The organism is Mesobacillus subterraneus, from assembly GCF_023715485.1.
GTDB classification, from domain to species: domain Bacteria; phylum Bacillota; class Bacilli; order Bacillales; family Cytobacillaceae; genus Mesobacillus; species Mesobacillus subterraneus_B.
Window position 1 is genome coordinate 248,111 of record NZ_JAMBOF010000007.1, and the last position, 21,604, is coordinate 269,714.

Sequence of the window (21,604 nt, forward strand, 5' to 3'; positions counted from 1 at the left end):
CTGGCGATATGAAGGTAAATTAGGCATTTGACAGAAAACGCGGGGTACATAAAATGCAAAACAAATTAAAAGATCCATCCTTACACCACGAGGAAAGAAGAGCAATTAAGTGGTTTTTGATATTGTTTTATATTTTGTTTATTTCATTTGAGATATTTTATTACTATATACATCCTAAATATGTTTTGTCGCAGGAAGTATTGATTTTTGACAATTCTCGCTATTACTATCACCTTTTAATCGTATTATTAATTCCGATTGCAATGACTTTGATAAGAAAGGGAAAACTCTATTCGGTAAAATATGTTTTTTATCTAGGCTCTACATTTTTAACAATACTGTTCGATTCAGTAACTTATTTTGGTAGTAATGTAGAGTATAGTAATGGAAATATTGTGGAAGTGTTCTTAATACTGTTTGCTCCAATTTTTGTGAATTCCGCATTCTTTTGGACAGTTTCTTTAGGAACTATTTTTAAATACACATTTTTAGGACTGTTACTTCAAACAACTGCGGTTTTGTTTCCAATTGCCGTAATCATAATCCTTTCTTTATTAGGCTTCATAATTTTAAAGAGATACCAAGGATACGTTGAAGCAATAAAGACATCATATGATAATCAGCTATCGGGGATTGTTAAAGGTGTTATTGCAACTATTGAACTAAAGGATCCATATACTAAGGGCCACAGTGAAAGAGTGGCGTACTATGCAAACTCACTTGCTGAAGCCACTGGCAGATATACAAAAGATGAATTGCGTTCATTTACATATGCGTGTTTATTACATGATATAGGAAAAGTAAATATACCAGACTCAATACTCATGAAGCCCGGAAAATTGTCAAAAGAAGAATACGAAATTATTAAAACGCATCCAGAAGTTGGAGCAGAGGCTATTATTAAGGTGAAGGGCCTCGGTGACAGTATTGATATTATTAAATCTCATCACGAGAGATGGGATGGTAAGGGATATCCCGAGCAGTTAAAAGGTAATGATATTCCTTATTTAGCAAGGATAGTTTCAATAGCAGATGCTTTCGATGCTATGACATCATCGCGTTCATATCGTTCTGCAATGCCTGTGGAAGATGCTTATAAAAGGATAGTAGAAGGACAAGGTACACAGTTTGATCCGGACTTAGTTGAAAAGTTTAAAGAGGTTTTTCCAGAATGGGTCACATTCCATGTGAAATATAAATGGCATGAAGATCTTCCTGTTCAAAATTATATTAGTTGAGAGGTGGTGACATCATGAAAATTCGCAAATTAAACAAAATCAAAACAACTTGCTGGTGGTGTGCATTTATACCAAATTGATAATAGGGAGGGGATGTTAGCGTGTTGTTGCATCCCTTAATTATTTAAATAAGGTGATCATATGGAGCTGACCTACGACACTGAAGTTACTCTCAGTCCGTTAGTGATTCGAAAAGATAAAAAGCATTACATTGTAGAAGATACAATGACAGGCGAATTTTATGAAATGCCTAAAGTCTGTATTGATGCAATTGAGCTAATCGATCAAAGTAAACCTTTGGATGTGATTGAAAATGAACTTAAGGAAAGATATCCAGAGGAAGTAGTATACATAATTGACTTCATCCATCAGCTCCTAGAACTTGAACTGGTGAGTAAGCTTAATGGTGAGGAGATAACTAGGATTGTAGAGCCGAAAGATAACACAGGTTTTACATGGATTCCTTCGAGTATTGGCTGCTTTTTCTTTCATTCTATCAGTGCAAAGCTCTATATAGGGTTATTGGCTGCGAGTATTGGCATGTTGTTAATAAATCCTGGCTTATTCCCGCGATATACGGATCTTTTTGTCTTCGATCTTATGCTCAAAAACGTGGCCGCATGGCTGTTTATTTCCTTCTTGCTGGTCCTGCTTCACGAATTAGGCCATGTACTCGCGATGAGGTCAGAGGGCCTGCCGGCAAAGATTGAACTTGGCCACCGTCTTTTTTTCGTCGTATTGGAAACGGATATGTCGCAGGTGTGGAAATTGCCTGCTGAAAAGCGAAATAAACTTTATCTCGCTGGTATGTATTTTGATATGGCAGTTCTATTTCTGGCGTTAACTGTTCAGTTTTTCCAAATGGAAGGTACTGTATTCAATGGTCTGCTTAAGATAGTTGTGCTGGATACATTCATTCGATTGACTTATCAGGCTGCTGTATTCATGAAAACAGATTTATACTATGTGATTGAAAACAAGACCGGCTGCTATAATCTTATGGAAAACGGGCAAAATTTTTTAGCAAAGTGGCTGCCATTCCTTAAGGTTTCACAAACAGAAACATTTACTGGTGAGGAAAAAATCGTCCGCCGATATGCGGGCTTTTATATTACAGGTGTTGCTATTACAATGGCCATCACCGCCTATTACTACATTCCTCAACTTTTTTTCGCCGTGGATCAGATTATGTTGCCTGGATTCACAGAATCTATCTCTAGCATACGTTTTTGGGATTCGGTTGTCTTTTTGCTGCAAATTGTATTGGTAATGGGATTGTTGCTTTATTCCTGGACAAAGAAATATCGTTACAGCAGCTAAAAAGACAGCCGGTGAGGCTGTCTTTTTCAGTAAGTCTTAATAAAATCCACTAAGACGTCTTTATATTTTTCAATCGACTCATACTCCACAAATTCATCATCCCCATGCCAGTTCCCGCCGCTTGGTCCAAATTCGATTGCGGGTATTCCGTGTGCTGAGAAATACTGGGTATCCGCAGCTCCATGCTGGCCAAATATTACCGCCTCTCCACCAATGTGCTTTTCCAAAACAGGTTTTAGCCGAGTGATGAACAGGTTATCTCTCTCGGTGGCAACTGGGATTCCGTTCAAGCCGATCCTCACTTCACCGCCAGAGATGTTTTTTATTTGCTCCACGATCACATCCGGATTTTGCCCGGGAAGATACCTTATATCGAGAGACATAATGCATTGGTTTGGTACCTTATTAAATACCTCGCCGCCAGAAATGATGGCAAGATTGATTGATGGGGACTGGTAAAACTCAGAGCTATCTTGTGTAAAAGGCAATTCAAGGACCTTTTCATAGACCTTATAAGCTTTTACGATGGCATTGTCACCTTCCCACGGCCGGCTGCCATGCGCGGATTTTCCGCTTACTTCTACCTCTAGCCGTAAAACGCCCTTTGCCTGCAAGGCGATCCCCAATTGAGTAGGTTCGGAACAAATGACGAAATCTCCGCGATAGCCATTTTCAACAAGGTAGCCCGAGCAATTATAACCGCCAATTTCTTCGTCGGATACAATCTGCAGCTGGATTTTAACGCCGAGTCTTTGGTTACTCAGCTCTTTCATGGCGAACATCATAGCCGCAACCCCAGCCTTCATGTCGGCTGCACCTCGTGCGTAAATCCGGCCCTCTTTTTCAACAGGAACGAACTGCTCCTTTTTTCCGCTGACAACATCGACATGCCCATTGAAGACAAAGGTTGTTTCTCCTTCGCCTATCTCACAGACTAGCATTTTATATCCGTTATTCTCGATTAAATTAGGTTGTAACTCATGCTCAATTAGCCACTGTTTGCAAAACTCCACCGCCTGATTGGCACCCTCTTTCGTGGAGCTGTCAATCAAAAGCAGTTCTTTTAATAGTTCCTTCATTGTACAAACACTCCTCGTAAAGGGTTCTAACACTACAATACCACTCAGATGCGGTTTCAATCATCAAAATAGTTGGCAGTTGTTTGAATCAGATAAACTTATTTTCAGGTTTGCTTTATCCCTTGTCAATAAAAAATCCCATTATATACCTGATAGTCCAATAGAATCAAATTTAGAGACTCGAAGAAATTTTCCCAATATATTACTTTATTAAAATAGTTAATTTTACATTTATTTTAAATTGGTTTTTAGGTAAAAAGACTGATTTGATTTTTGGAATACCGATTTTTACTAGAAAAAATGTTAATTTATAGGTAAATATTATTATATTTCAAAAATTTACAATATTATAAAATCTTGCTACAATTCAAACAGATTCTTCAGAAAATATGAAAAATCGAAACTTGGAAAATAGCAGGGGGTATTCATTTGAAGAAGAAAAGTACGTTAAAGGTTCTTTCAAGCGTAGCTGCAAGCGCGGTATTCGCTTCTACCTTATTTGCTGGTTCGTTTGCTGGGTCGACTGCAGCTCCTAAGAATGTAGCTGCGGCAACTGCGCCAGAATCCGCGCCGATAGATTTAAACATAGTAGACCAGGATCGTTTGGCAAAGGCAATGCAAGAACGAGGTTTGATTGCTAAAGGTGCTTCACCAGAGGAAGTCAACAAAGCAGTAACAGAATATATTAAAAAGAAGCAGGGTACAAAAGCGGGCAAGACAGACAAGCACACTGCTGAAGATGAAATGACGAAGAAGTCAAAGGACTTTTTGACAAAACAAAAGGACAAGCTGACAAAACAACTTGAAAAAGGCCATGACAACTTCAAGTCAGGAAAGCCTACAGGCTACGCGAAAGTAGATTCTGCAAAACAGGCGCAATATAATGGGGAAGTCAGGGAAGACAAGGTTCTTGTTCTTTTAGCTGAATTCGCAGACTTCAAGCACAATAGCATTGAGCAAGAAGAAGGTTATATGTATTCTGATGACTTCAGTCGCGAGCATTATGAAAAAATGCTTTTCGGAAACGAAGAGTTCACTCTATTCAATGGTGAAAAGGTTCAAACTTTCAAGCAATACTATGAAGAACAGTCTGGCGGCAGCTACACTGTTGACGGGCACGTTACTGATTGGGTAACTGTACCTGGAAATGCTGCTGATTATGGTGATGACAATCCTGAGGGCGGTCATGACAACTTGAATCCAAAAGGACCGCGTGACTTCGTTAAAGATGCATTAGCAGCAGCAGTAGCTGATGGCACAGATCTTTCTGAGTTTGACCAATTTGATTTATATGACCTTGATGGCGACGGCGATCAGAATGAGCCGGACGGCCTTGTTGACCACTTGATGGTCCTTCACGCTGGTGTCGGGCAGGAAGCTGGCGGCGGAGCGTTAGGTGATGATGCAATCTGGTCACACCGCTGGGTGCTGAATGGGGTTCATAGAGTCCCTGGAACTGAAGGAACAGCTCAAGTACCTTACTGGGGCGGATCAATGGCAGCTTATGACTATACAATCGAACCTGAAGACGGAGCAGTTGGCGTATTCGCACACGAATTTGGCCATGACTTAGGTCTTCCAGATGAGTACGACACTCAGTACACCGGACAAGGTGAGCCAGTTGCATCATGGTCCATCATGAGCGGCGGCAGCTGGAATGGAGCAGTAGCAGGTACAGAACCTACAAGCTTCTCTCCACAGAACAAGGAATACTTCCAGAAAGTGATGGGCGGCAACTGGGCGAACATTACGGAAGTGAATTATGAAGATATCAATAAGAATGGTGTAACAGCAGTTCTTGACCAGAGTGTTACGAAGTCAAAGAATAACGGAATTGTAAAGGTTAACTTGCCTAAAAAGAAAGTTAAAGGCATCGAGCCAGCTTTCGGTGAGAAGTACTACTACAGTACAAAAGGCGATGACCTTCATACAGCTCTTGAAACACCAGTTTTCGATCTTACAAGCGCAACTGAAGCAACTTTCAACTACAAGACATTATATGAAGTCGAATATGACTATGACTATGTATTCGTAAATGGTGTGACTGAAGATGGAACAGAGGTTGAGTTAGATGTCATCGGCGACGAAAACACTGCTGGGGGCATGGAAACGACTCAAGGCCAATGGGTAGATAAGTCTTATGACTTAAGCCAGTTTGCAGGCCAGAAGGTGAAATTAGTTTTTGATTATGTTACAGACGGCGGACTTGCTCCTGAAGGCTTCGCGATGGATAATCTGAGTCTGACTGTCGATGGCGCAGAGGTTTTCGCTGACGATGCTGAAGGCCCTGAAAAAGTTACTCTTGATGGTTTTATCTCTACAAATGGTTTATTTGACAAAGACCACTACTACTACCTTGAATGGAGAAACTACGCTGGCGCTGATAAAGGCTTAATCGAAGGACGCGGCGTTAAGTACAACACAGGTTTAGTAGTTTGGTACGGCGATGACAGCTTCACAGATAACTGGGTTGGTGTTCACCCGGGTGAAGGATTCCTTGGAGTTGTTGACTCACATCCAGAAGCAATTGTCGGCAGTCTGAATGGCAAGGATTCTGTAACAGGCAGCACACGTTACCAAATCGCTGATGCAGCATTCTCACTAGATAAGGCTCCTGAATGGTACATCAACTCACCATCACGTGGAATCTATGATTACGAAGGACTACCTGGCGTTGCAACGTTCGATGATTCTAATAAGTACATCAACGAACTAATCCCAGATGCAGGAAAGAAACTTCCTGAATACGGATTGAAGTTCCAGGTAATCGGCGAAGCGAAAGATAACTCTGCTGGTGCAGTCTGGATCCATAAATAAGAATTAGTTTAAAGACATCAGGCATCTTGCGCCTGATGTCTTTTTAACTGGAAAAAATCGAGCAAAATTTCCAGTTCGTTATAATATCGATATTTTCGCTATAAAAAATAGTTTTTCGCTATAAAAAAATGAAATTCGCTATAAAAAAATTTTTTTTGCTATAAAAAAATAAAATTCGCTATAAAGATAATTATTTCTCAATATAAACGCTATAATCCAGGATAAAACCGACACTATATCTAATCCGAATCAAAGAAATGATCTTTGCAAATCAAATTTTCAGCAAGGCAACCTGCAAAAATGCAAAACAGCGGGGGAATACTGGACTTATCACTCCATTTTAGCTAGTATCATTACTATCAATGCTTTACTTGAAGGAGAAAATTATGTCAGAGACTCAACCGATTATTGCGCAATTGAAACCATTCCTGCAGGAGGCCTGGGAAAAGGCGGGCTTCCAGACGCTAACTTCTGTCCAATCCACAACGATTCCTTTATTAATAGAAGGAAGAGATGTCATTGCGGAATCGCCGACTGGTACTGGCAAGACACTTGCATACTTGCTGCCAGTTTTAAATAAGATTGACCCTAAGATGCAGAATACGCAGGCCGTCATCCTCGCTTCTTCCCAGGAACTTGTCATGCAAATCCTATCCGAAATCCAGAAATGGGCAGAGGGCACTGATATTAAAGTGGCAACCCTGATCGGTGGGGCCAACTTAAAGAGGCAGCTCGATAAGCTGAAAAAGAGCCCGCATATCATCGTCGGGACACCAGGAAGGACGTATGAACTGATCAAGCAGAAAAAGTTAAAGATGCACAAAGTCCAGACGGTTGTCCTTGATGAAGGGGACCAGCTGCTGACACCGGAGCACAGTGAAACGGTAAAAAATATCGTAAAATCTACGCTGGCTGACCAAAGGCAATTGCTTCTATTTTCAGCAACGCTTCCTCCTGCCGTTGAAAAATCCGTTAGAAATCTTGCGAAGGATCCTGAAGTCATCAAGGTGAAAAAGGATGAGACAATCGATGCTGCAAACGTCGAGCACATCTATTTTATCAGCGAGCAGCGTGAAAAAATTAAAATCCTTGAGAAGATTGCGCGGCTTAAAGGGTTGAAGACACTTGTTTTTATCAAGGATATTGCCAACCTGACGATATCCGCAGAAAAGCTGAAGTTCAAGGATATCCATGTCGGACAGCTTCACAGTGATCTCACAAAGCAGGATCGCCAGAGATATTTGAAAAAGTTCCGTGAAGGCGACAATGAAATGCTGCTTGTCACAGATATCGCAGCACGCGGACTCGATATTAAAGGTGTCACCCATGTCGTTCATTTCGACTTCCCGAGGGAGCAGGACCAATACATCCATCGTTCTGGACGGACAGGGCGTTTCGGAGCAGAAGGAACGGTCATCTCAATCGTCAACGAAAGAGAAGAACGCGATTTGAAAAAGTTCTGCAAGGCGCTCAACGCCGATCCAGTTCTGAAAGAGTTTTACCATGGTAAAATTGTTGATGTGAATAAATAACATTCCAAAGCTATAGGCTTATGTCCTATAGCTTTTTTATATTGGATTTGTTTCTTGATTGGAACGGAAAGCGAGTGCCAGGAGAAGAAATTAACATTCAAGTGAAACCTTTTCCACTTTTTACCGTAACAAAGGAAATCAGTTCCTGGGAAAGAAGGGGATAAAAATATGGGTTGGTCTGTTGCAAACAGCACGGATTTTAGCGGTTACCAGATTGAAATTGCCTTCCTTTTCAGCATATTCATCGTCTTGGCCATATGGGTTTATTATAATTCTGAGCGATATTTCGACGGATTAACCAGGCATGTATTCTGGTTAGCGACTATGCTTACAGGTCCCGTTGGGCTTTTGATTTATCTATGGTTTCGAAGAAGGAATGAGTATTGATAAAAAGGATTTTCCGCAAAAATTAAGAATATATACTGTAGTTTAGCTTGAAAGGAATTGTTGAAGGTGAAAAATCCACGGTTAAAAGCGTTGATGGAAGACTGGCTTCCGGAAGCGACGATTGATGATATGCAGGCAAAAATGGAGAGCGGTGAGCTGACATCGCATGATTTGGTGTTAATGTATCAGGCTCGGATTGCTGCTTTTGATAAAACAATCAAATCTGTGCTGGAGATAAATCCTGATGCGCTGCATATTGCAGCCGCGCTCGACGCGGAACGAAAAGTCAGAGGTTCGAGGGGGCCGCTGCACGGAATTCCGGTGCTAGTAAAAGACAATATTGATACACATGATAAAATGCACACGAGTGCTGGTTCGCTAGCATTGAAAGATTCGATTGCTCCAAAGGATTCGTTTGTTGCCAGCAAACTAAGGGATGCGGGAGCGGTCATACTTGGAAAAACGAATATGACAGAGTGGGCCAACTTCATGGCTAATGAAATGAAGAGCGGCTATAGTTCCCGAGGGGGCCAGGTTCTGAATCCATATGGTCCTGGTCAATTTGATGTAGGCGGTTCTAGTGCCGGGTCAGGAGCTTCAATTGCGGCGAATCTTGCTGCAGTTGCCGTGGGGACAGAAACAGACGGTTCGATTCTTAATCCCGCTTCACAAAACTCACTGGTTGGCATCAAACCGACAGTCGGCCTGGTCAGCCGCAGCGGAATCATCCCGATTGCCCATACTCAGGATACTGCAGGCCCGATGGCAAGAACGGTTAAAGATGCTGTTTATCTTTTAGAAGCAATAGCTGGAAAGGATCCGGGTGATGCTGCAACCATGGTGGAGCTGCCTGAATTCGATCTTAACACGCTGTTAAATGAACAAGCACTAAAAGGAGCCAAAATTGGTGTGGCAAGGGAAGAGTACATAGGAAAATTAACCGAGGAACAGGAGCAGATTTTTCAACAAGCGGTTGATAAACTTGTTGAACTCGGTGCAGATGTTGTCGATGTTGCGATTCCTGCTTCAAAAGCGACATGGGGCTATAAGGTGTTAAGTTATGAATTCAAGGCGGATTTGAACGCCTACCTGAATGGTTTGGTGTCGCATATTCCAGTCAGGACACTTGCTGATGTAATCGCGTTCAATTACCAGCATGGGGAAAAAATGTTGAAGTACGGCCAGGAAGTCTTGCTTGAATCAGAAGCGACGAGTGGGACGTTAACGGAGGCTGAATACTTGCAAGAGCTTGAATATAATCTCTATATGTCCAGGGAGCAGGGTGTCGACTATGTATTGAAGGAATACGGAGTGGACGCGATTCTTTTTCCGATGGATGGGTCGACAATCGGATCAAGAGCGGGATATCCATCTGTGACGGTACCTGCCGCTTTCACTGCAGAAGGTGAGCCAGTTGGCATAACATTCACAGGGACAGCCTTCAGCGAACCGTTACTGATTAAACTTGCTTACGCGTACGAGCAGGCAACGATGGTACGCAAAGCGCCTGAACTCAGAATAAACACTGAAGAAAAAATCCATACTACTTCTTGAATCCATCCAAAAGGAGCGAGAGAGCATGGGTAAAACAAAGCTTGGCAACGCTAACGCGCAACGAAACAACAACAAGAAAAAAGGGAACAACACACCGGAAGAGCTGGTCGAATTTACTACCGGACAAAAGGAAAAGAAGCAGAACAACCCAATCGATTAACAGCAAAGTGCCCCGGCGGGATGCCAGGGCACTTTTTTTCTAGATAAATGGAAAAAGTAGTGATTTTGCTTGATTTCGTAGTGATTAATGGAAATTTCGTAGTGATTGTGCTGAATTTCGTAGTGATTGTGCTGAATTTCGTAGTGATTATGAGAGATATCGTAGTGATTACGTTGGTTTCCGTAGTGATTAAAAGACATTTCACAGTAAGTTTGCAGAAACTGGTAGTCATTAACAGAGATTCCATAACGAAATTGCAGATTCCGTAGTGATTGACAGACATTTCGCCGTAAGTTTGAGGAAACCGGTAGTCATTAACATACATTTCGCAGCGATTTTAAAGAAACCCGTAGCCATTAACTGAGATTTCATAATGATATTGTAGATACCGTAGCGATTAACATAAATTTCGCAACGAATTTTAGAAAACTGTATTGTTAATGATTAAAATTTCAAAAAACCTCAGCCCAAAATCAATGCCCCGAGCTCTTATCAAAATTACTTCCAGAAACGTCAGCCACGTTCTCGATTGCCACTAAGGCATTTGGATCGATATCCTCCACGACCGAGCGCAAGGTGGATAATTCGATACGGCTCACAATCGTATAGATGATTTTTTTCGGTTCATTTGAAAAAACACCCTGGCCCTGGATATAGGTCATGCCTCGTCCAAGTTGCTTCAGTAAAGCTTCGGCTATTTCCTCTGGGACATCCGATATGATGGTGACCGATTTTAGCTCTTCCATACCTTCGACGACAACATCAATCATTTTAAAGGCAATGAAATAGGTGATGATTGAGTACATCGCGGTTTCCCAGCTGAATACTAGCAATGCGGCCAAAATAAAAATGAACAAGTTCATGATCATGACAATCTGGCCCACTGATATCGTACGCTTTTTGCTGACAAGGATCGCGATGATTTCCGTACCATCCAACGCGCCGCCTGCACGGATGACTAGGCCAACACCTGTGCCAAGGATAACTGCACCGATGACCGTCGCTAAAAACAGATCGTCAGTTACTGGATCAAAATGGTGAAAGAAGGCTGTTGCGCTGGATAAAATGATGACTCCATATAGAGTGCGAAGCGTGAACTTCCAGCCCATTCTTCGGTATCCAATATAAAGGAATGGGAGATTCAAAATGATTAAAAATATACTCATCGAGACGTTGGTCAATTCGGCTGCGATGATGGATAGGCCGATTACACCGCCGTCCAGGATAGCATTTGGCACTAAAAACAGATCTAGTCCAAACGCGGCGATGATTGCCCCAATCGTAATCGTCACAAACTTTGTAACTTCTTTTAAAACCCGTTTTTTCTTCGTTGCTGCCACTGAATATCAAACCCTTTTCATTTATATGTATTGTGTTAAAGCTTGTATTAATTGTAGCAAACTTTTAAATAGGTAAAAAATAAAAGGTTATTCAGTCTTAGTTCTGGTATTTTTAGATTATATAACCAGGATTAGAAATTCGGCATTTTTGGGTAATGATGAGAGTAGGATATTTGAATTTTTGGAGGGACCATTTTTGGCTAATGAAACTCAAGTTAAATATAGATCGAAAAAACAGCAAGAAGGTTCAACAAATCGAAAGAACCAGCATGATGAAAAAACAAATAAAAAACTGAATGATAAGCAATATTTAAAAGCAAGTCCAAAGTCTAAAGAAGCAGACCAAAACAAAACCAAACGGGCTGAAATAAAGCTTGAAACAGCTGAAAAACAAGACAATAGAACGATCAAGGCAGCCGAATCTAAAGACAGGACATCTGAGTACACGAAGTCATCAAATCAAAATGGAAAGAAGTCTTCAAGTCAAAGTGACAATTCTGCCATTAAAAACAACGAGAACCAAGGCGATATGCGTAAAACATCTCCTAATCAAAAAAAGAATACTTCAAACCGAACCAATAACCAAATAGAAGATAGCAAGAAATCGTCAACTCGTAACAATCACGGGAAGAAGCCTGCAAACCAAAAGGAGAATGGAAACCAAGTTAATAAACAATCAGAGCAGAGAAATAAAAACCAAGCAGATTCCAACATTGACCATGATGTGAAGCATAAGGAGCAGTCCGGGAAATTTGAGACTGCTTTTAACAGGATTCATAAATCGTTGAAGGAAATGGTCAAGGGGACGGATAGCGATGCGTTTGTGGAGCTGCTGTACTCGGGCTATAAAAATCATTCATTGATCAGGAAATATAAGAGTGAACTGCACCAGTTCGCCAAGCTCCGGAATGCGATTGTCCATGAGCGGGTGAATGCGGATTATTATATCGCCGAGCCTCACATTGAGGTTGTTGAACGAATTGAGGAGATATGCAAGGAGTTTGAGAAGCCGCAGACGGCATTGTCGATCGCAACAAGTCCGGTGTTCTACTATTACGAGGATGCGTATCTCAAAGATGTTCTAAAGGTAATCAATAAGTTCGATTTTACAAGATTCCCGGTCTACGACAAGGACGACAAATATGTCGCTTTGCTTACTTCGACTGAAATCATCCAGTGGATGGCCAAGCATTTTTCAGATAATGTCGTGACTATTGAAGATGTTCGCGTCAAAGAGCTGCTGAAAAAGGGGAAAAATTATTTTGTCACGTTCGTAACGGAACAAGCTTCGCTATACGAAATTGAAGAATTGTTTGAACGCTATCATACAAGGGGCAAGAAGCTTCAGGCTGTCATCATCACAGAAACCGGGGATCGTCATGGGAAGCCGATTGGCGTCATTACTCCATGGGACTTGCTCGACAGTGACCCGGCGGAAGATTGATCAACATAATCGATTAGATGTTCATTTCAAGATGTTCCAAAACCAGAATGCTAAATAACCCGTAAACTTTTGAGTGCGAAGGCTCCTGGTTTACGAAAAGAACATAGTCCATTGACGAGGCGCCAGCCTTGCTGATATACTGCAGCTAATATAAAAAGGCTCTTTTAAAAAAAGAGCACAATAACTCTTATCCAGAGCGGCAGAGGGACAGGCCCTGTGAAGCCCGGCAACCTTCATTTTAATATGAAAGGTGCTAATTCCTGAAGATTTACGTCTGAAGATAAGAGAGGATGCTGCGTGCGGAACCTCTTCTTATTGAAGAGGTTTTTTACATTTTAGAAAAGCGGGTGGAAGAGATGACAGGGAATTTTGAGACGGAAGTTCTTCATTCAATACATAAGAAAGCAGAGGGGATTAAAAGCAAGGCAACGCCTATTTATCAGACTTCAGCATTTACATTCAATGATCTGGATGAGCTGGAGGGCTTTTACCAGGGTGAGGGCAGCTATTTGTACTCAAGAGTCGGAAACCCGAATACGGATGAACTGGGACAATCTGTGGCCGCGCTGGAGCATGCTGAAGATGGAGTGGCAGCTTCCTCTGGACTTTCAGCGATTCTTGCTGGTGTCCTTGCTGTGGTGAAAAACGGTGAACATATCGTTGCAGCGGATGATTTATATGGCGGCAGCTTCCATTTGCTAAAATCAGAGCTTGATCGCTTTGGAATCGAGACGACATTTGTGCCTTTTTCCGATTTAAAAAAAGTTGAAGGGGCAATCAAGGATCATACAAAGCTGTTATATACTGAATCAATCACAAACCCTCTGCTCCGTGTTGAAAACTTGGAGGATGTTATCGCGCTGGCAAAGAGACGCAGCCTCACTGTATTAATCGATAATACATTTGCCACACCGCTTCATGTCCGTCCTTATTTGTTAGGAGCGGATCTGGTTGTCCACAGTGCGACTAAATACATTGGCGGTCACAGCGACGTTACTGCTGGTGTCGTTGTCGGCAGAAAAGATTTGATTGCCGAAGCGCGTGCCAGGATCGTGAACCTCGGTGCGAACCTCAGTCCGTTTGAAGCCTGGCTAACATGCAGAGGGTTAAAAACCCTTGCCTTAAGGATGAGGACGCAATCGGAAAACGCGAGAATGCTTGCTGAAAGATTACGTGGAAACGAGAAGGTCGCTAAGGTCTATTATCCATTTGAAAAAGGGGAAAAAGGGTATGGTGCCATCGTTACGATTGAGCTTGCGAAACACGTGGATACAAACCGATTTTTCAAATCGCTCGGCTGGGTAAAGATTGTTCCCACGCTGGCTGGTGTTGAGACGACTGTGTCGCATCCGTTGAAAACCTCGCATCGCGCACTTCCTCCTGAGGCCCAGGCTGAACTCGGCATCACGTATGAAGTAGTCCGCATTTCAGTTGGCATTGAGCATGCAGCTGATATAATCGAACAATTCGAAGCGGCCTTGGATGCAGCCGTAAAATAAACCATTCGACATTATGTTTACGCCTCCTGTATGCGGGTATCTTTAATAAGGACTACTCGTCTAAAGGAGGCTATTAATATGTATAATGAACATGAAAAACATCTAGTTGGAGTATACGATAACGAGCGTGATGCAATCCAGGCAGTTGAGGATTTGAAAAGGCAAGGATATTCAACTGAGGATATCTCTGTTATTGGCAAAAACGATGATGAAGTTGATCACATTAATGAAGCAACCGGTACGAAGACTGAGGAAGGTCTTGCTGCAGGTGCAGCAACTGGCGGCGTATTAGGCGGCCTTACTGGATTATTGGCGGGCATCGGTGCGCTTGCGATTCCTGGAATCGGGCCGATCGTGGCTGCGGGACCAATCGCAGCTACACTTACAGGTGCAGCTGTCGGAGCTGGGGCAGGCGGTTTAGCTGGAGCACTTATCGGAATGGGAATTCCTGAAGATGAAGCAGACCGTTACGAAGGCTATGTAAAAGAAGGGAAAATTCTTGTTGTTGTTGAGCGCGACGAAAATCTAGTTGGCTTGAATGATACAACAAGAACGAATGTGGTAGACACAGTCGATGCACCCCTGACTTCGGACAACCCTGCCAACACTCGTTTTGACAACACTAAAGACTTTTAAATCACTGTCATAAAAAAAGGCTGCCAATTATTTGGCGGCCTTTTGGCATTTTAGGATGAATGAGAGCGTTAGTTTAGTTAAGTAAAGAGGCTCTGGATTGCCACTCCAGTATGATTAAAAAAGTAGGTGTTAAGCTCAATGTTGTTATTTAACCCTGTTGATTGAAGTGGAAGGCGCGAAGACTCCTCCGGGAGCATGGGTCAGGGCAAACCCCGCAGGCGCTTATAGCGCCGAGGAGGCTCCCCAGGCCACCCGCGGAAAGCGAAGCGCCTGGAACGTAAATCAACAGTCTAATCTAACAGAGCCAAATAATAAAGCTGGCTACCGCAAAGAGGGAAGCCAGCTTAATATTATTCTTCTTTTCGCGTATCATGCAAATCAATCCGACTTGCGTCTTCTAAATTAAAAGAAGATAAAATAAAGTACATAAATGCGCTGCCAACTAAGCCGAGACAAATGACAAAACCGATGGTCATCACCCAAAGATATCCCATAATTTGCATTCCTCCCTTATAAAACTATATGCATCACCTTTACGATGTTTTCATTCAGAATAGAAATAAGAGTATATTTTCCAAGAATATTCTCATCCTAACATTCGAGGAGGAATGAATGATGGGAAAGAAAGTAATACTGGCAATATTACTGCTGTTCTGGCTGGTCCCGGCCATGTCATTTGCGCAGCAGGTGTATACTGTTCAAGCAGGTGATACAATGTGGAAAATTTCGGTGCGTTACCAGATAGGGCTGTCTGAGATCATCGCCGCTAATCCTCAGATAAAAAATCCAAATCTGATCTATCCTGGCCAAAAAATCGATATTCCCAGCTTAGGCGCAGCGAAAAGTATTGATAATGAAGTCATTAGGCTGACAAACGCTGAACGTGCCAAACATGGACTCACACCGCTTACCGCTGACTGGGAGCTGTCAAGGGCAGCCAGATACAAATCTTTTGACATGAGGGATAAGAATTACTTCTCCCATACAAGCCCTACATACGGCAGCCCTTTCAATATGATACGGAGCTTCGGGGTTAATTACCGAAGCGCGGCAGAAAACATTGCCGCAGGACAAAGGACTGCAAATGAAGTCGTTCAGGCTTGGATGAACAGCCCGGGCCACAGACAAAACATATTGAATGCTTCTTACACCCATATGGGATCCGGTTATGCATCAGGCGGTGCATACGGGCATTACTGGACACAGTTGTTTATTTCAAAGTAAAGGACATCAAAAAGACCCTGAGGAAATCCATCAGGGTCTTTTCTTTTGCGATTTTGATTTTATGCTCGAGAATAGAATCCTTTCACAACGCTCTTTTCGAAGATCCAATCCTAAAGCAACAAAGCTTACAAAAAGAATCCTGTAAAACTAGTACTTGTACTGGCAGTCAACCGATGAAACCCCGCGTTCTCCTTTTCTCCACAAGCGGTAAAGAGCTTTGCCGTCGCTGTGCCCTCCGCCGGGGTAATCCATTGGAAGCAGTGCAAAGAATACGTAGTAAAAAGAGAAATAAATGAATTGATATGAAAAGATCGATGGCTCGAACAGATCAAACCAAATCAAAAGATTGACCAAAAGCATACTTAATAAATTAAAAATAGAACCGCCTAATAAAATGACTGATTTAGAAAATCGGTTATTGAAGGCTACATATTCAAATTGGCAGTCTCCTGACCAGAAATAGAATTGATGAACATCTATTTTCCAGAAGGAAAACAGACTCTTGCCGCTGCCTAGTGTCACCCTTATTCCTTTCGCGCCAAAGATGGCGGCGAATGTGATGTGGCCTAGCAAATGAATGATAATGACCACAGGGAAAATTAAGAAAAAGGCCCAAAGAAACTTAATGATATCTTGAAATCCAAACATGTTTTTACCTCCTCATGCTGCCTTATACCTGATACCCTTTTAAATCAAGCTGTAACAGCTAATTTATTCCTCCATACCCATCAAAACAAAAACAGCGGTCCTGCCGCTCTCTCAGACTCAGGTCCTACTTCAAAATCAAGCTCAGGCACGTTATAGACTTTTTAAGATAAAGGTAAGATTAAACCATAAGAGATAAGGAGGAATTGAATATGAAAAAATTTGGTTTGCTTGTCGCTGGTTTCGTTGCTGCCATGGTGCTGATTTCCAACCTTGGTCCATTAGTCGGCCTTGGAGTCAGCTTGCTGGTGCTGTATTTTGTGGTGAAGCAATTCTTAAAGACGGATACCACTGCCGCGAAAATCGGCTGGGGGGCAGCAGGTTTCTTCATCCTGATGGCAACAGCCTCTAACGTACCAGCTATCCTAGGCATCGCTGCTGCATATGTCCTGTACCTGGTGTATAAAAACTGGGACAAAAAAGAGGAATCAGTGCATGAAGAAAGCGATCCATTCGTCAACTTCGAAAAGCAATGGGCACAATTGAAAAACAACTAAGATTTTCGCAGGGCATCATCTGGAGTTTCTGGAAATAACGTACTACTAAACATTTAAAAGGAGAGAAATAAAATGGCAAATCTATTAACTAGAATCAAGAACACGGTAATGGCGGACCTGCATGAGGCACTTGACCAAAAGGAAAAAAAGAACCCGATTACGCTGCTGAATCAATATCTTCGCGAATGTGAAGGCGAAACAGAAAAAGTCCGAAAGCTGCTTGAGCGCCAGGGACAATTAAAGGACCAGTTCACACGCGAACATCATGAAGCTCTGGAAATGGCGGAAAAGCGTAAATACCAGGCAGAGATCGCGATGAGAGCAGGAGAAAATGAACTCCAGGCCTTTGCCAGCCAGGAACAGGCTCAATATGAAGAACGGGCTGCAAGGCTGAAGGAAGCAATGGAAAACGCTGGCAAGCAGCAGCTGGAGCTGGAGCGGAAATATGAAGAGATGAAACATAAGTTAAAAGATATGCATATCCGCCGCATGGAATTGATGGGCCGTGAGAACGTTAGCCGCGCACACCACCGGATGGATCAGGTCCTTGATAACAATGCATATTCAGACAAAGCCTATTCAAGATTCACGGAAATGGAGACATATCTTGATAACCTTGAGCAGAAAGTGAACAGCTCTTACTACCGAAACACGATTGATGGCCGGATCGCACAGCTTGAAAAAGAATTTAAAAGTAAAGAAACGCATTCTATTTAATAGGCAAAACATGGTATTCTTAAAAGGCGCAGGCAGCTGCGCCTTTTGGGTATACCACCTCAAACTTTCTTCATATCATCTCCTCATAAAAATATTATCCAAGTTTGTAAAGTTAGAGGAAGGGAGGAAAACAGCATGTTGAACAACTTGAAAAATGATTATATCAGCTGGATTGTGATTACTGGACTAATACTGCTTTTGCTTGAGGTTTCGTTTTTTAACGAAGGTCTTGTTTTCTCCCTTCTTGCAAGTGGAGCGATGATCTATTTTGGCCGATCTTTAACGCCGAGGAAATCTGGAAAGCTTTTGTTCTGGGCAGGGTTGTTCTTTTTCCTGAGCAGTGTTTTCAGCATGATGACCTTCAGGTTTTTCCTATTGGCTGTGCTAATTTATCTTGCCTATCAATTTGCCCAGTCGAAAAAGAAGCCGGAAGTCATAACGCCAGTTTTACAGGAACCTGAAAAGGAATTTCGGAAGGAGCCGGTGATTGAAAAGCCGCCACTATTTAAGAATCGCCTGTTTGGACATCAGGAAACGCCGCCGCATGTGTATGAGTGGAATGACGTCAATATCCAGACCGGGGTTGGTGACAGTGTGATTGATTTAAGCCTGACTGTGCTGCCGAAGGGGGAAACGGTGGTCTTCATCAGGAATATCATTGGCAATGTTAAAGTATTTGTGCCATATGATTTAGAAGTGACGCTCCGCCACTCTGCGATAGTCGGATCTGCAGAGGTGTTTGAGCATGAAGAAGGCAGGGTTCTGAACCAGAGCCTGTTCCTGCAAACGCCTGGATATGACTTGGCCGAGCAAAAGGTGAAAATTTTCACGTCGATGATGGTGGGGAATGTCGAGGTGAAACGGATATGACAACAGCCATGCGCCAGATTTTATGGGGGCTGACCCTCGGAGTAATCTTGTTTATCGCGCTGACGCTGTCTTTTGTGCTTGTTTTTCCGGTAACAAGGCTGTCCGATTTATGGAACCGCGAATTGATGGATATTCCTTTTATCATTTTTACATTCAGCATCAGTATCGTGCTTGGCGTCGCCTTTGGAATGGCGTCAGGAATATACTGGCGGAAGCAGTTCAAAACAGTGGACAGCTGGCTGTTCCAGCTCGAGGAAGGGCAGCAGCCCGAAATTGAACACACTCAGTCATATGCGGAAATTTCATCGATCTCGAAAAGGGTCGGGAAGCTGCACAAGCAGATTTCTGAAAAAGCGATGCTGTCACAAAGGCTTGCGACTGAAAAAGCAGAGGAGCTGGAGTCGCGCATCCAGGAGATCGTGTCACAGGAACGAAACCGGCTGGCACGGGAACTGCATGATTCGGTCAGTCAGCAGCTGTTCGCAGCATCCATGATGATGTCGGCGATCAATGAAACAAAGGGACCTTCCGAGGAACGTGAAGCGAAGCAGCTGAAAATGGTCGAGGATATGATCCATCAATCCCAGCTTGAAATGAGAGCATTGCTCCTGCACCTTAGACCTGCTGCGTTGAAAGGAAAAAGCCTGCAGGAAGGAATTGAAGAGCTGTTAATCGAATTAAGACAAAAAGTCACCATGAATATAAAGTGGAAGGTGGAGCCGTTCCCTCTTGATAAGGGAGTAGAGGACCACTTATTCCGAATCCTACAGGAATCGGTCTCGAACACCCTTCGCCATTCAAAAGCGGAGCAGCTGGAAGTGCTGCTGATCAAGCGTGACGACAAGGCGATTTTGAGAGTTGTCGATGATGGGCTCGGTTTTAACGTGGAAGAAACGAAAGCAGGATCATATGGCCTCCAGAATATGCACGAACGCGCCGGGGAAATCGGCGGAACATTGAAGATTGTCAGTGTTGAAAAGAAAGGAACCAGGCTTGAGGTCAAGGTTCCAATATTAGTGGTGGCAGGTGAGAAAAATGATTAAAGTTGTGTTTGTGGATGATCATGAAATGGTTAGGATCGGTGTTTCCTCCTATTTATCAGCTCAACCAGATATCGAGGTGATTGGCGAAGCGGATAACGGCAAAACAGGTGTCGAGATGGCGCTTGAGCTGCGCCCGGATATCATCCTCATGGACCTTGTCATGAAAGAAATGGACGGAATTGAAGCGACAAAGCAGATCATTGAAAAATGGCCAGAAGCGAAGATCATCATTGTAACGAGCTTCCTTGATGATGAAAAAGTGTATCCGGCGCTTGAAGCCGGGGCAACAAGCTATATGCTGAAAACTTCAAAGGCGAGCGAGATCGCAAATGCGGTGAGGGTTACCTATTCCGGGCAGCCTGTGCTGGAGCCGGAGGTTACCGGGAAAATGATGATGAAAATGCGCCAGAAAAACAACGTTGAACCACATGAGGAGTTAACTGAACGCGAGATGGAAGTTTTGATGCTGATTGCCGAAGGAAAGACGAACCAGGAAATCGCCGACGAACTGTTCATTGCCCTGAAGACGGTTAAAACTCATGTGAGCAATATATTGAGCAAGCTCCAGGTGCAGGACCGCACACAGGCGGTCATCTATGCGTTCAGGCATTCAATTGTAAAATAACAGAAGGGAGGGTTACGCATGGAACCATTTATTGGTGTGTTTGGCCTAATGGGGATATTGATCTCACTAGTATTGCCAATTGCCATGATTGTCTTGTTTATCATGCTCGTAACCAGCACAAAGAGACAAGAAGCCTTGATGAAGGATATCCTTGCAGAGCTGAGAAGGAAGAATACGGATAACGATTACCTGAACCAATAACCAAAGGCTATGTTGATTAAAGCAAATTCAACAGTTTAGGGTAAAAAAAAAAGAGGCCATGGGCCCCTGGGAATCTAATTCGCTTTTTTGTCGATTACGTCTAATTTCATAAGCATTTCGCTTAAGGCTATGGATATGACTTCCCGTTCTTCAAATTCATTTGGGTAATGGGAAGCGCTATTTATATAGTCATGCTTTTCAGCTAACTTTTCCTTTATTTTTTTGCACATCCAGAGCTGGTAATCTGAAAGTTCCAAGTGTCTAAGCATTGCCACCCACTCCTTCGTTAGTTAACAATACCCGCGGGACGAGCTTGCTTAAACGCTTATTCCACAAGATTATGCTGTTTGGGAAAAATTGAGAAATGCCTATGATAGCGGAGCTAAATAGAATTTAATCAAACGTTTGATTAACAATGAAAATGCTATTGAATCAGACAGTAACGGGCAGAAACAGTGGCTGAAGCTGGATGATTTTGAACGGACAGAAATTGTTGTTGAAGCCGAAAATTTGTCCGTTATTTAATTATGTACCCGGTTATTCCGATTCATCACGAGACCGGTCACCTGTCCGTTATTTATGTGCCCGGTTATTCCAATTCATCACGAGACCGGTCACATATCCGTAGTTTATGTGCCCGGTTATTCCGTTTTATCACGGGACCGGTCACATATCCGTAGTTTATGTGCCCGGTTATTCCAATTCATCACGGGACC

General features: G+C 42.8%; 23 protein-coding genes and 1 riboswitch. Of the genes, 18 read left to right on the top strand and 5 right to left on the bottom strand.

The window, feature by feature from the left end; translation table 11 throughout:
- Window positions 1-53: 53 nt before the first annotated feature.
- Complete coding sequence (locus M3204_RS12520; RefSeq protein WP_251482195.1) at window positions 54-1,238, top strand: HD-GYP domain-containing protein; 1,185 nt, start codon at window positions 54-56, stop codon at window positions 1,236-1,238.
- Between the two features lie 141 nt (window positions 1,239-1,379).
- Window positions 1,380-2,558, top strand: a complete 1,179-nt coding sequence (locus tag M3204_RS12525) for a hypothetical protein (RefSeq protein WP_251482198.1) — start codon at window positions 1,380-1,382, stop codon at window positions 2,556-2,558.
- Between the two features lie 26 nt (window positions 2,559-2,584).
- On the opposite strand, the gene M3204_RS12530 is transcribed toward M3204_RS12525, so the two are convergent.
- Window positions 2,585-3,637, bottom strand: a complete 1,053-nt coding sequence (locus M3204_RS12530; protein ID WP_251482199.1) for a M20 family metallopeptidase — start codon at window positions 3,635-3,637, stop codon at window positions 2,585-2,587.
- Between the two features lie 429 nt (window positions 3,638-4,066).
- Here M3204_RS12530 and M3204_RS12535 point away from each other — a divergent pair, with 429 nt between their 5' ends.
- From M3204_RS12535 to M3204_RS12555, 6 genes are all read left to right on the top strand, one after another.
- A complete protein-coding gene (locus M3204_RS12535; protein ID WP_251482210.1) occupies window positions 4,067-6,454 on the top strand; it encodes an immune inhibitor A domain-containing protein in 2,388 nt (795 codons plus the stop codon).
- Window positions 6,455-6,840: 386 nt separating this feature from the next.
- On the top strand, window positions 6,841-7,986 hold the full coding sequence (locus M3204_RS12540) for a DEAD/DEAH box helicase (RefSeq protein ID WP_251482218.1): 1,146 nt from the start codon (window positions 6,841-6,843) through the stop codon (window positions 7,984-7,986).
- A 168-nt stretch (window positions 7,987-8,154) separates the two neighbouring features.
- A complete protein-coding gene (locus tag M3204_RS12545) occupies window positions 8,155-8,373 on the top strand; it encodes a hypothetical protein (protein WP_251482221.1) in 219 nt (72 codons plus the stop codon).
- Between the two features lie 66 nt (window positions 8,374-8,439).
- Complete coding sequence (locus M3204_RS12550) at window positions 8,440-9,927, top strand: amidase family protein (protein WP_251482224.1); 1,488 nt, start codon at window positions 8,440-8,442, stop codon at window positions 9,925-9,927.
- A gap of 25 nt (window positions 9,928-9,952) precedes the next feature.
- The gene (locus M3204_RS23705) at window positions 9,953-10,087 is read left to right on the top strand and encodes a hypothetical protein (RefSeq protein WP_285856941.1); all 135 of its coding nucleotides are present in this window, start codon (window positions 9,953-9,955) and stop codon (window positions 10,085-10,087) included.
- 59 nt (window positions 10,088-10,146) lie between these two features.
- Entirely contained in the window at window positions 10,147-10,356 is a 210-nt protein-coding gene (locus tag M3204_RS12555) for a hypothetical protein (RefSeq protein WP_251482227.1), read from the top strand.
- A 204-nt stretch (window positions 10,357-10,560) separates the two neighbouring features.
- Here M3204_RS12555 and M3204_RS12560 read toward each other — a convergent pair whose 3' ends face one another.
- A complete protein-coding gene (locus tag M3204_RS12560; RefSeq protein ID WP_251482229.1) occupies window positions 10,561-11,427 on the bottom strand; it encodes a YitT family protein in 867 nt (288 codons plus the stop codon).
- Window positions 11,428-11,623: 196 nt separating this feature from the next.
- Between M3204_RS12560 and M3204_RS12565 the strand changes: the two genes are divergently transcribed.
- The 3 genes from M3204_RS12565 to M3204_RS12575 all read left to right on the top strand — a co-directional run bounded on the left by M3204_RS12565 (window position 11,624) and on the right by M3204_RS12575 (window position 15,006).
- Window positions 11,624-12,871 carry a CBS domain-containing protein gene (locus M3204_RS12565; protein ID WP_251482232.1) on the top strand — a complete coding sequence of 416 codons (1,248 nt, stop codon included), beginning with the start codon at window positions 11,624-11,626 and terminating at the stop codon, window positions 12,869-12,871.
- A 184-nt stretch (window positions 12,872-13,055) separates the two neighbouring features.
- Window positions 13,056-13,158, top strand: a riboswitch (SAM riboswitch).
- A gap of 69 nt (window positions 13,159-13,227) precedes the next feature.
- Complete coding sequence (locus tag M3204_RS12570) at window positions 13,228-14,370, top strand: trans-sulfuration enzyme family protein (RefSeq protein WP_251482234.1); 1,143 nt, start codon at window positions 13,228-13,230, stop codon at window positions 14,368-14,370.
- Window positions 14,371-14,448: 78 nt separating this feature from the next.
- The gene (locus M3204_RS12575) at window positions 14,449-15,006 is read left to right on the top strand and encodes a general stress protein (protein ID WP_251482236.1); all 558 of its coding nucleotides are present in this window, start codon (window positions 14,449-14,451) and stop codon (window positions 15,004-15,006) included.
- 350 nt (window positions 15,007-15,356) lie between these two features.
- Here the strand turns inward: M3204_RS12575 and M3204_RS12580 are convergent, their stop codons facing one another.
- Window positions 15,357-15,500 (bottom strand): hypothetical protein, encoded by a 144-nt coding sequence (locus M3204_RS12580; RefSeq protein ID WP_251482239.1) that lies wholly within the window; start codon window positions 15,498-15,500, stop codon window positions 15,357-15,359.
- A gap of 118 nt (window positions 15,501-15,618) precedes the next feature.
- Here M3204_RS12580 and safA point away from each other — a divergent pair, with 118 nt between their 5' ends.
- Window positions 15,619-16,230, top strand: a complete 612-nt coding sequence (gene safA / locus M3204_RS12585; protein ID WP_251482242.1) for a SafA/ExsA family spore coat assembly protein — start codon at window positions 15,619-15,621, stop codon at window positions 16,228-16,230.
- A gap of 147 nt (window positions 16,231-16,377) precedes the next feature.
- Here the strand turns inward: safA and M3204_RS12590 are convergent, their stop codons facing one another.
- On the bottom strand, window positions 16,378-16,878 hold the full coding sequence (locus tag M3204_RS12590) for a hypothetical protein (RefSeq protein ID WP_251482244.1): 501 nt from the start codon (window positions 16,876-16,878) through the stop codon (window positions 16,378-16,380).
- 209 nt (window positions 16,879-17,087) lie between these two features.
- Between M3204_RS12590 and M3204_RS12595 the strand changes: the two genes are divergently transcribed.
- The 6 genes from M3204_RS12595 (at window position 17,088) to M3204_RS12620 (ending at window position 20,888) form a co-directional block, all read left to right on the top strand.
- A complete protein-coding gene (locus tag M3204_RS12595; protein ID WP_251482247.1) occupies window positions 17,088-17,432 on the top strand; it encodes a flagellar basal body rod protein in 345 nt (114 codons plus the stop codon).
- Window positions 17,433-17,504: 72 nt separating this feature from the next.
- Window positions 17,505-18,149 (top strand): PspA/IM30 family protein, encoded by a 645-nt coding sequence (locus tag M3204_RS12600; RefSeq protein WP_251482252.1) that lies wholly within the window; start codon window positions 17,505-17,507, stop codon window positions 18,147-18,149.
- Window positions 18,150-18,284: 135 nt separating this feature from the next.
- Entirely contained in the window at window positions 18,285-19,019 is a 735-nt protein-coding gene (gene liaF / locus M3204_RS12605; protein ID WP_251482255.1) for a cell wall-active antibiotics response protein LiaF, read from the top strand.
- Window positions 19,016-20,062 carry a sensor histidine kinase gene (locus M3204_RS12610; protein ID WP_251482257.1) on the top strand — a complete coding sequence of 349 codons (1,047 nt, stop codon included), beginning with the start codon at window positions 19,016-19,018 and terminating at the stop codon, window positions 20,060-20,062. Before liaF ends, M3204_RS12610 begins: the two co-directional genes overlap by 4 nt.
- Entirely contained in the window at window positions 20,055-20,687 is a 633-nt protein-coding gene (locus tag M3204_RS12615) for a response regulator transcription factor (protein WP_251482259.1), read from the top strand. Before M3204_RS12610 ends, M3204_RS12615 begins: the two co-directional genes overlap by 8 nt.
- A gap of 18 nt (window positions 20,688-20,705) precedes the next feature.
- Entirely contained in the window at window positions 20,706-20,888 is a 183-nt protein-coding gene (locus M3204_RS12620) for a hypothetical protein (RefSeq protein ID WP_251482260.1), read from the top strand.
- A gap of 74 nt (window positions 20,889-20,962) precedes the next feature.
- Here M3204_RS12620 and M3204_RS12625 read toward each other — a convergent pair whose 3' ends face one another.
- Window positions 20,963-21,157 carry a hypothetical protein gene (locus tag M3204_RS12625; protein ID WP_251482262.1) on the bottom strand — a complete coding sequence of 65 codons (195 nt, stop codon included), beginning with the start codon at window positions 21,155-21,157 and terminating at the stop codon, window positions 20,963-20,965.
- Window positions 21,158-21,604 lie beyond the last annotated feature (447 nt).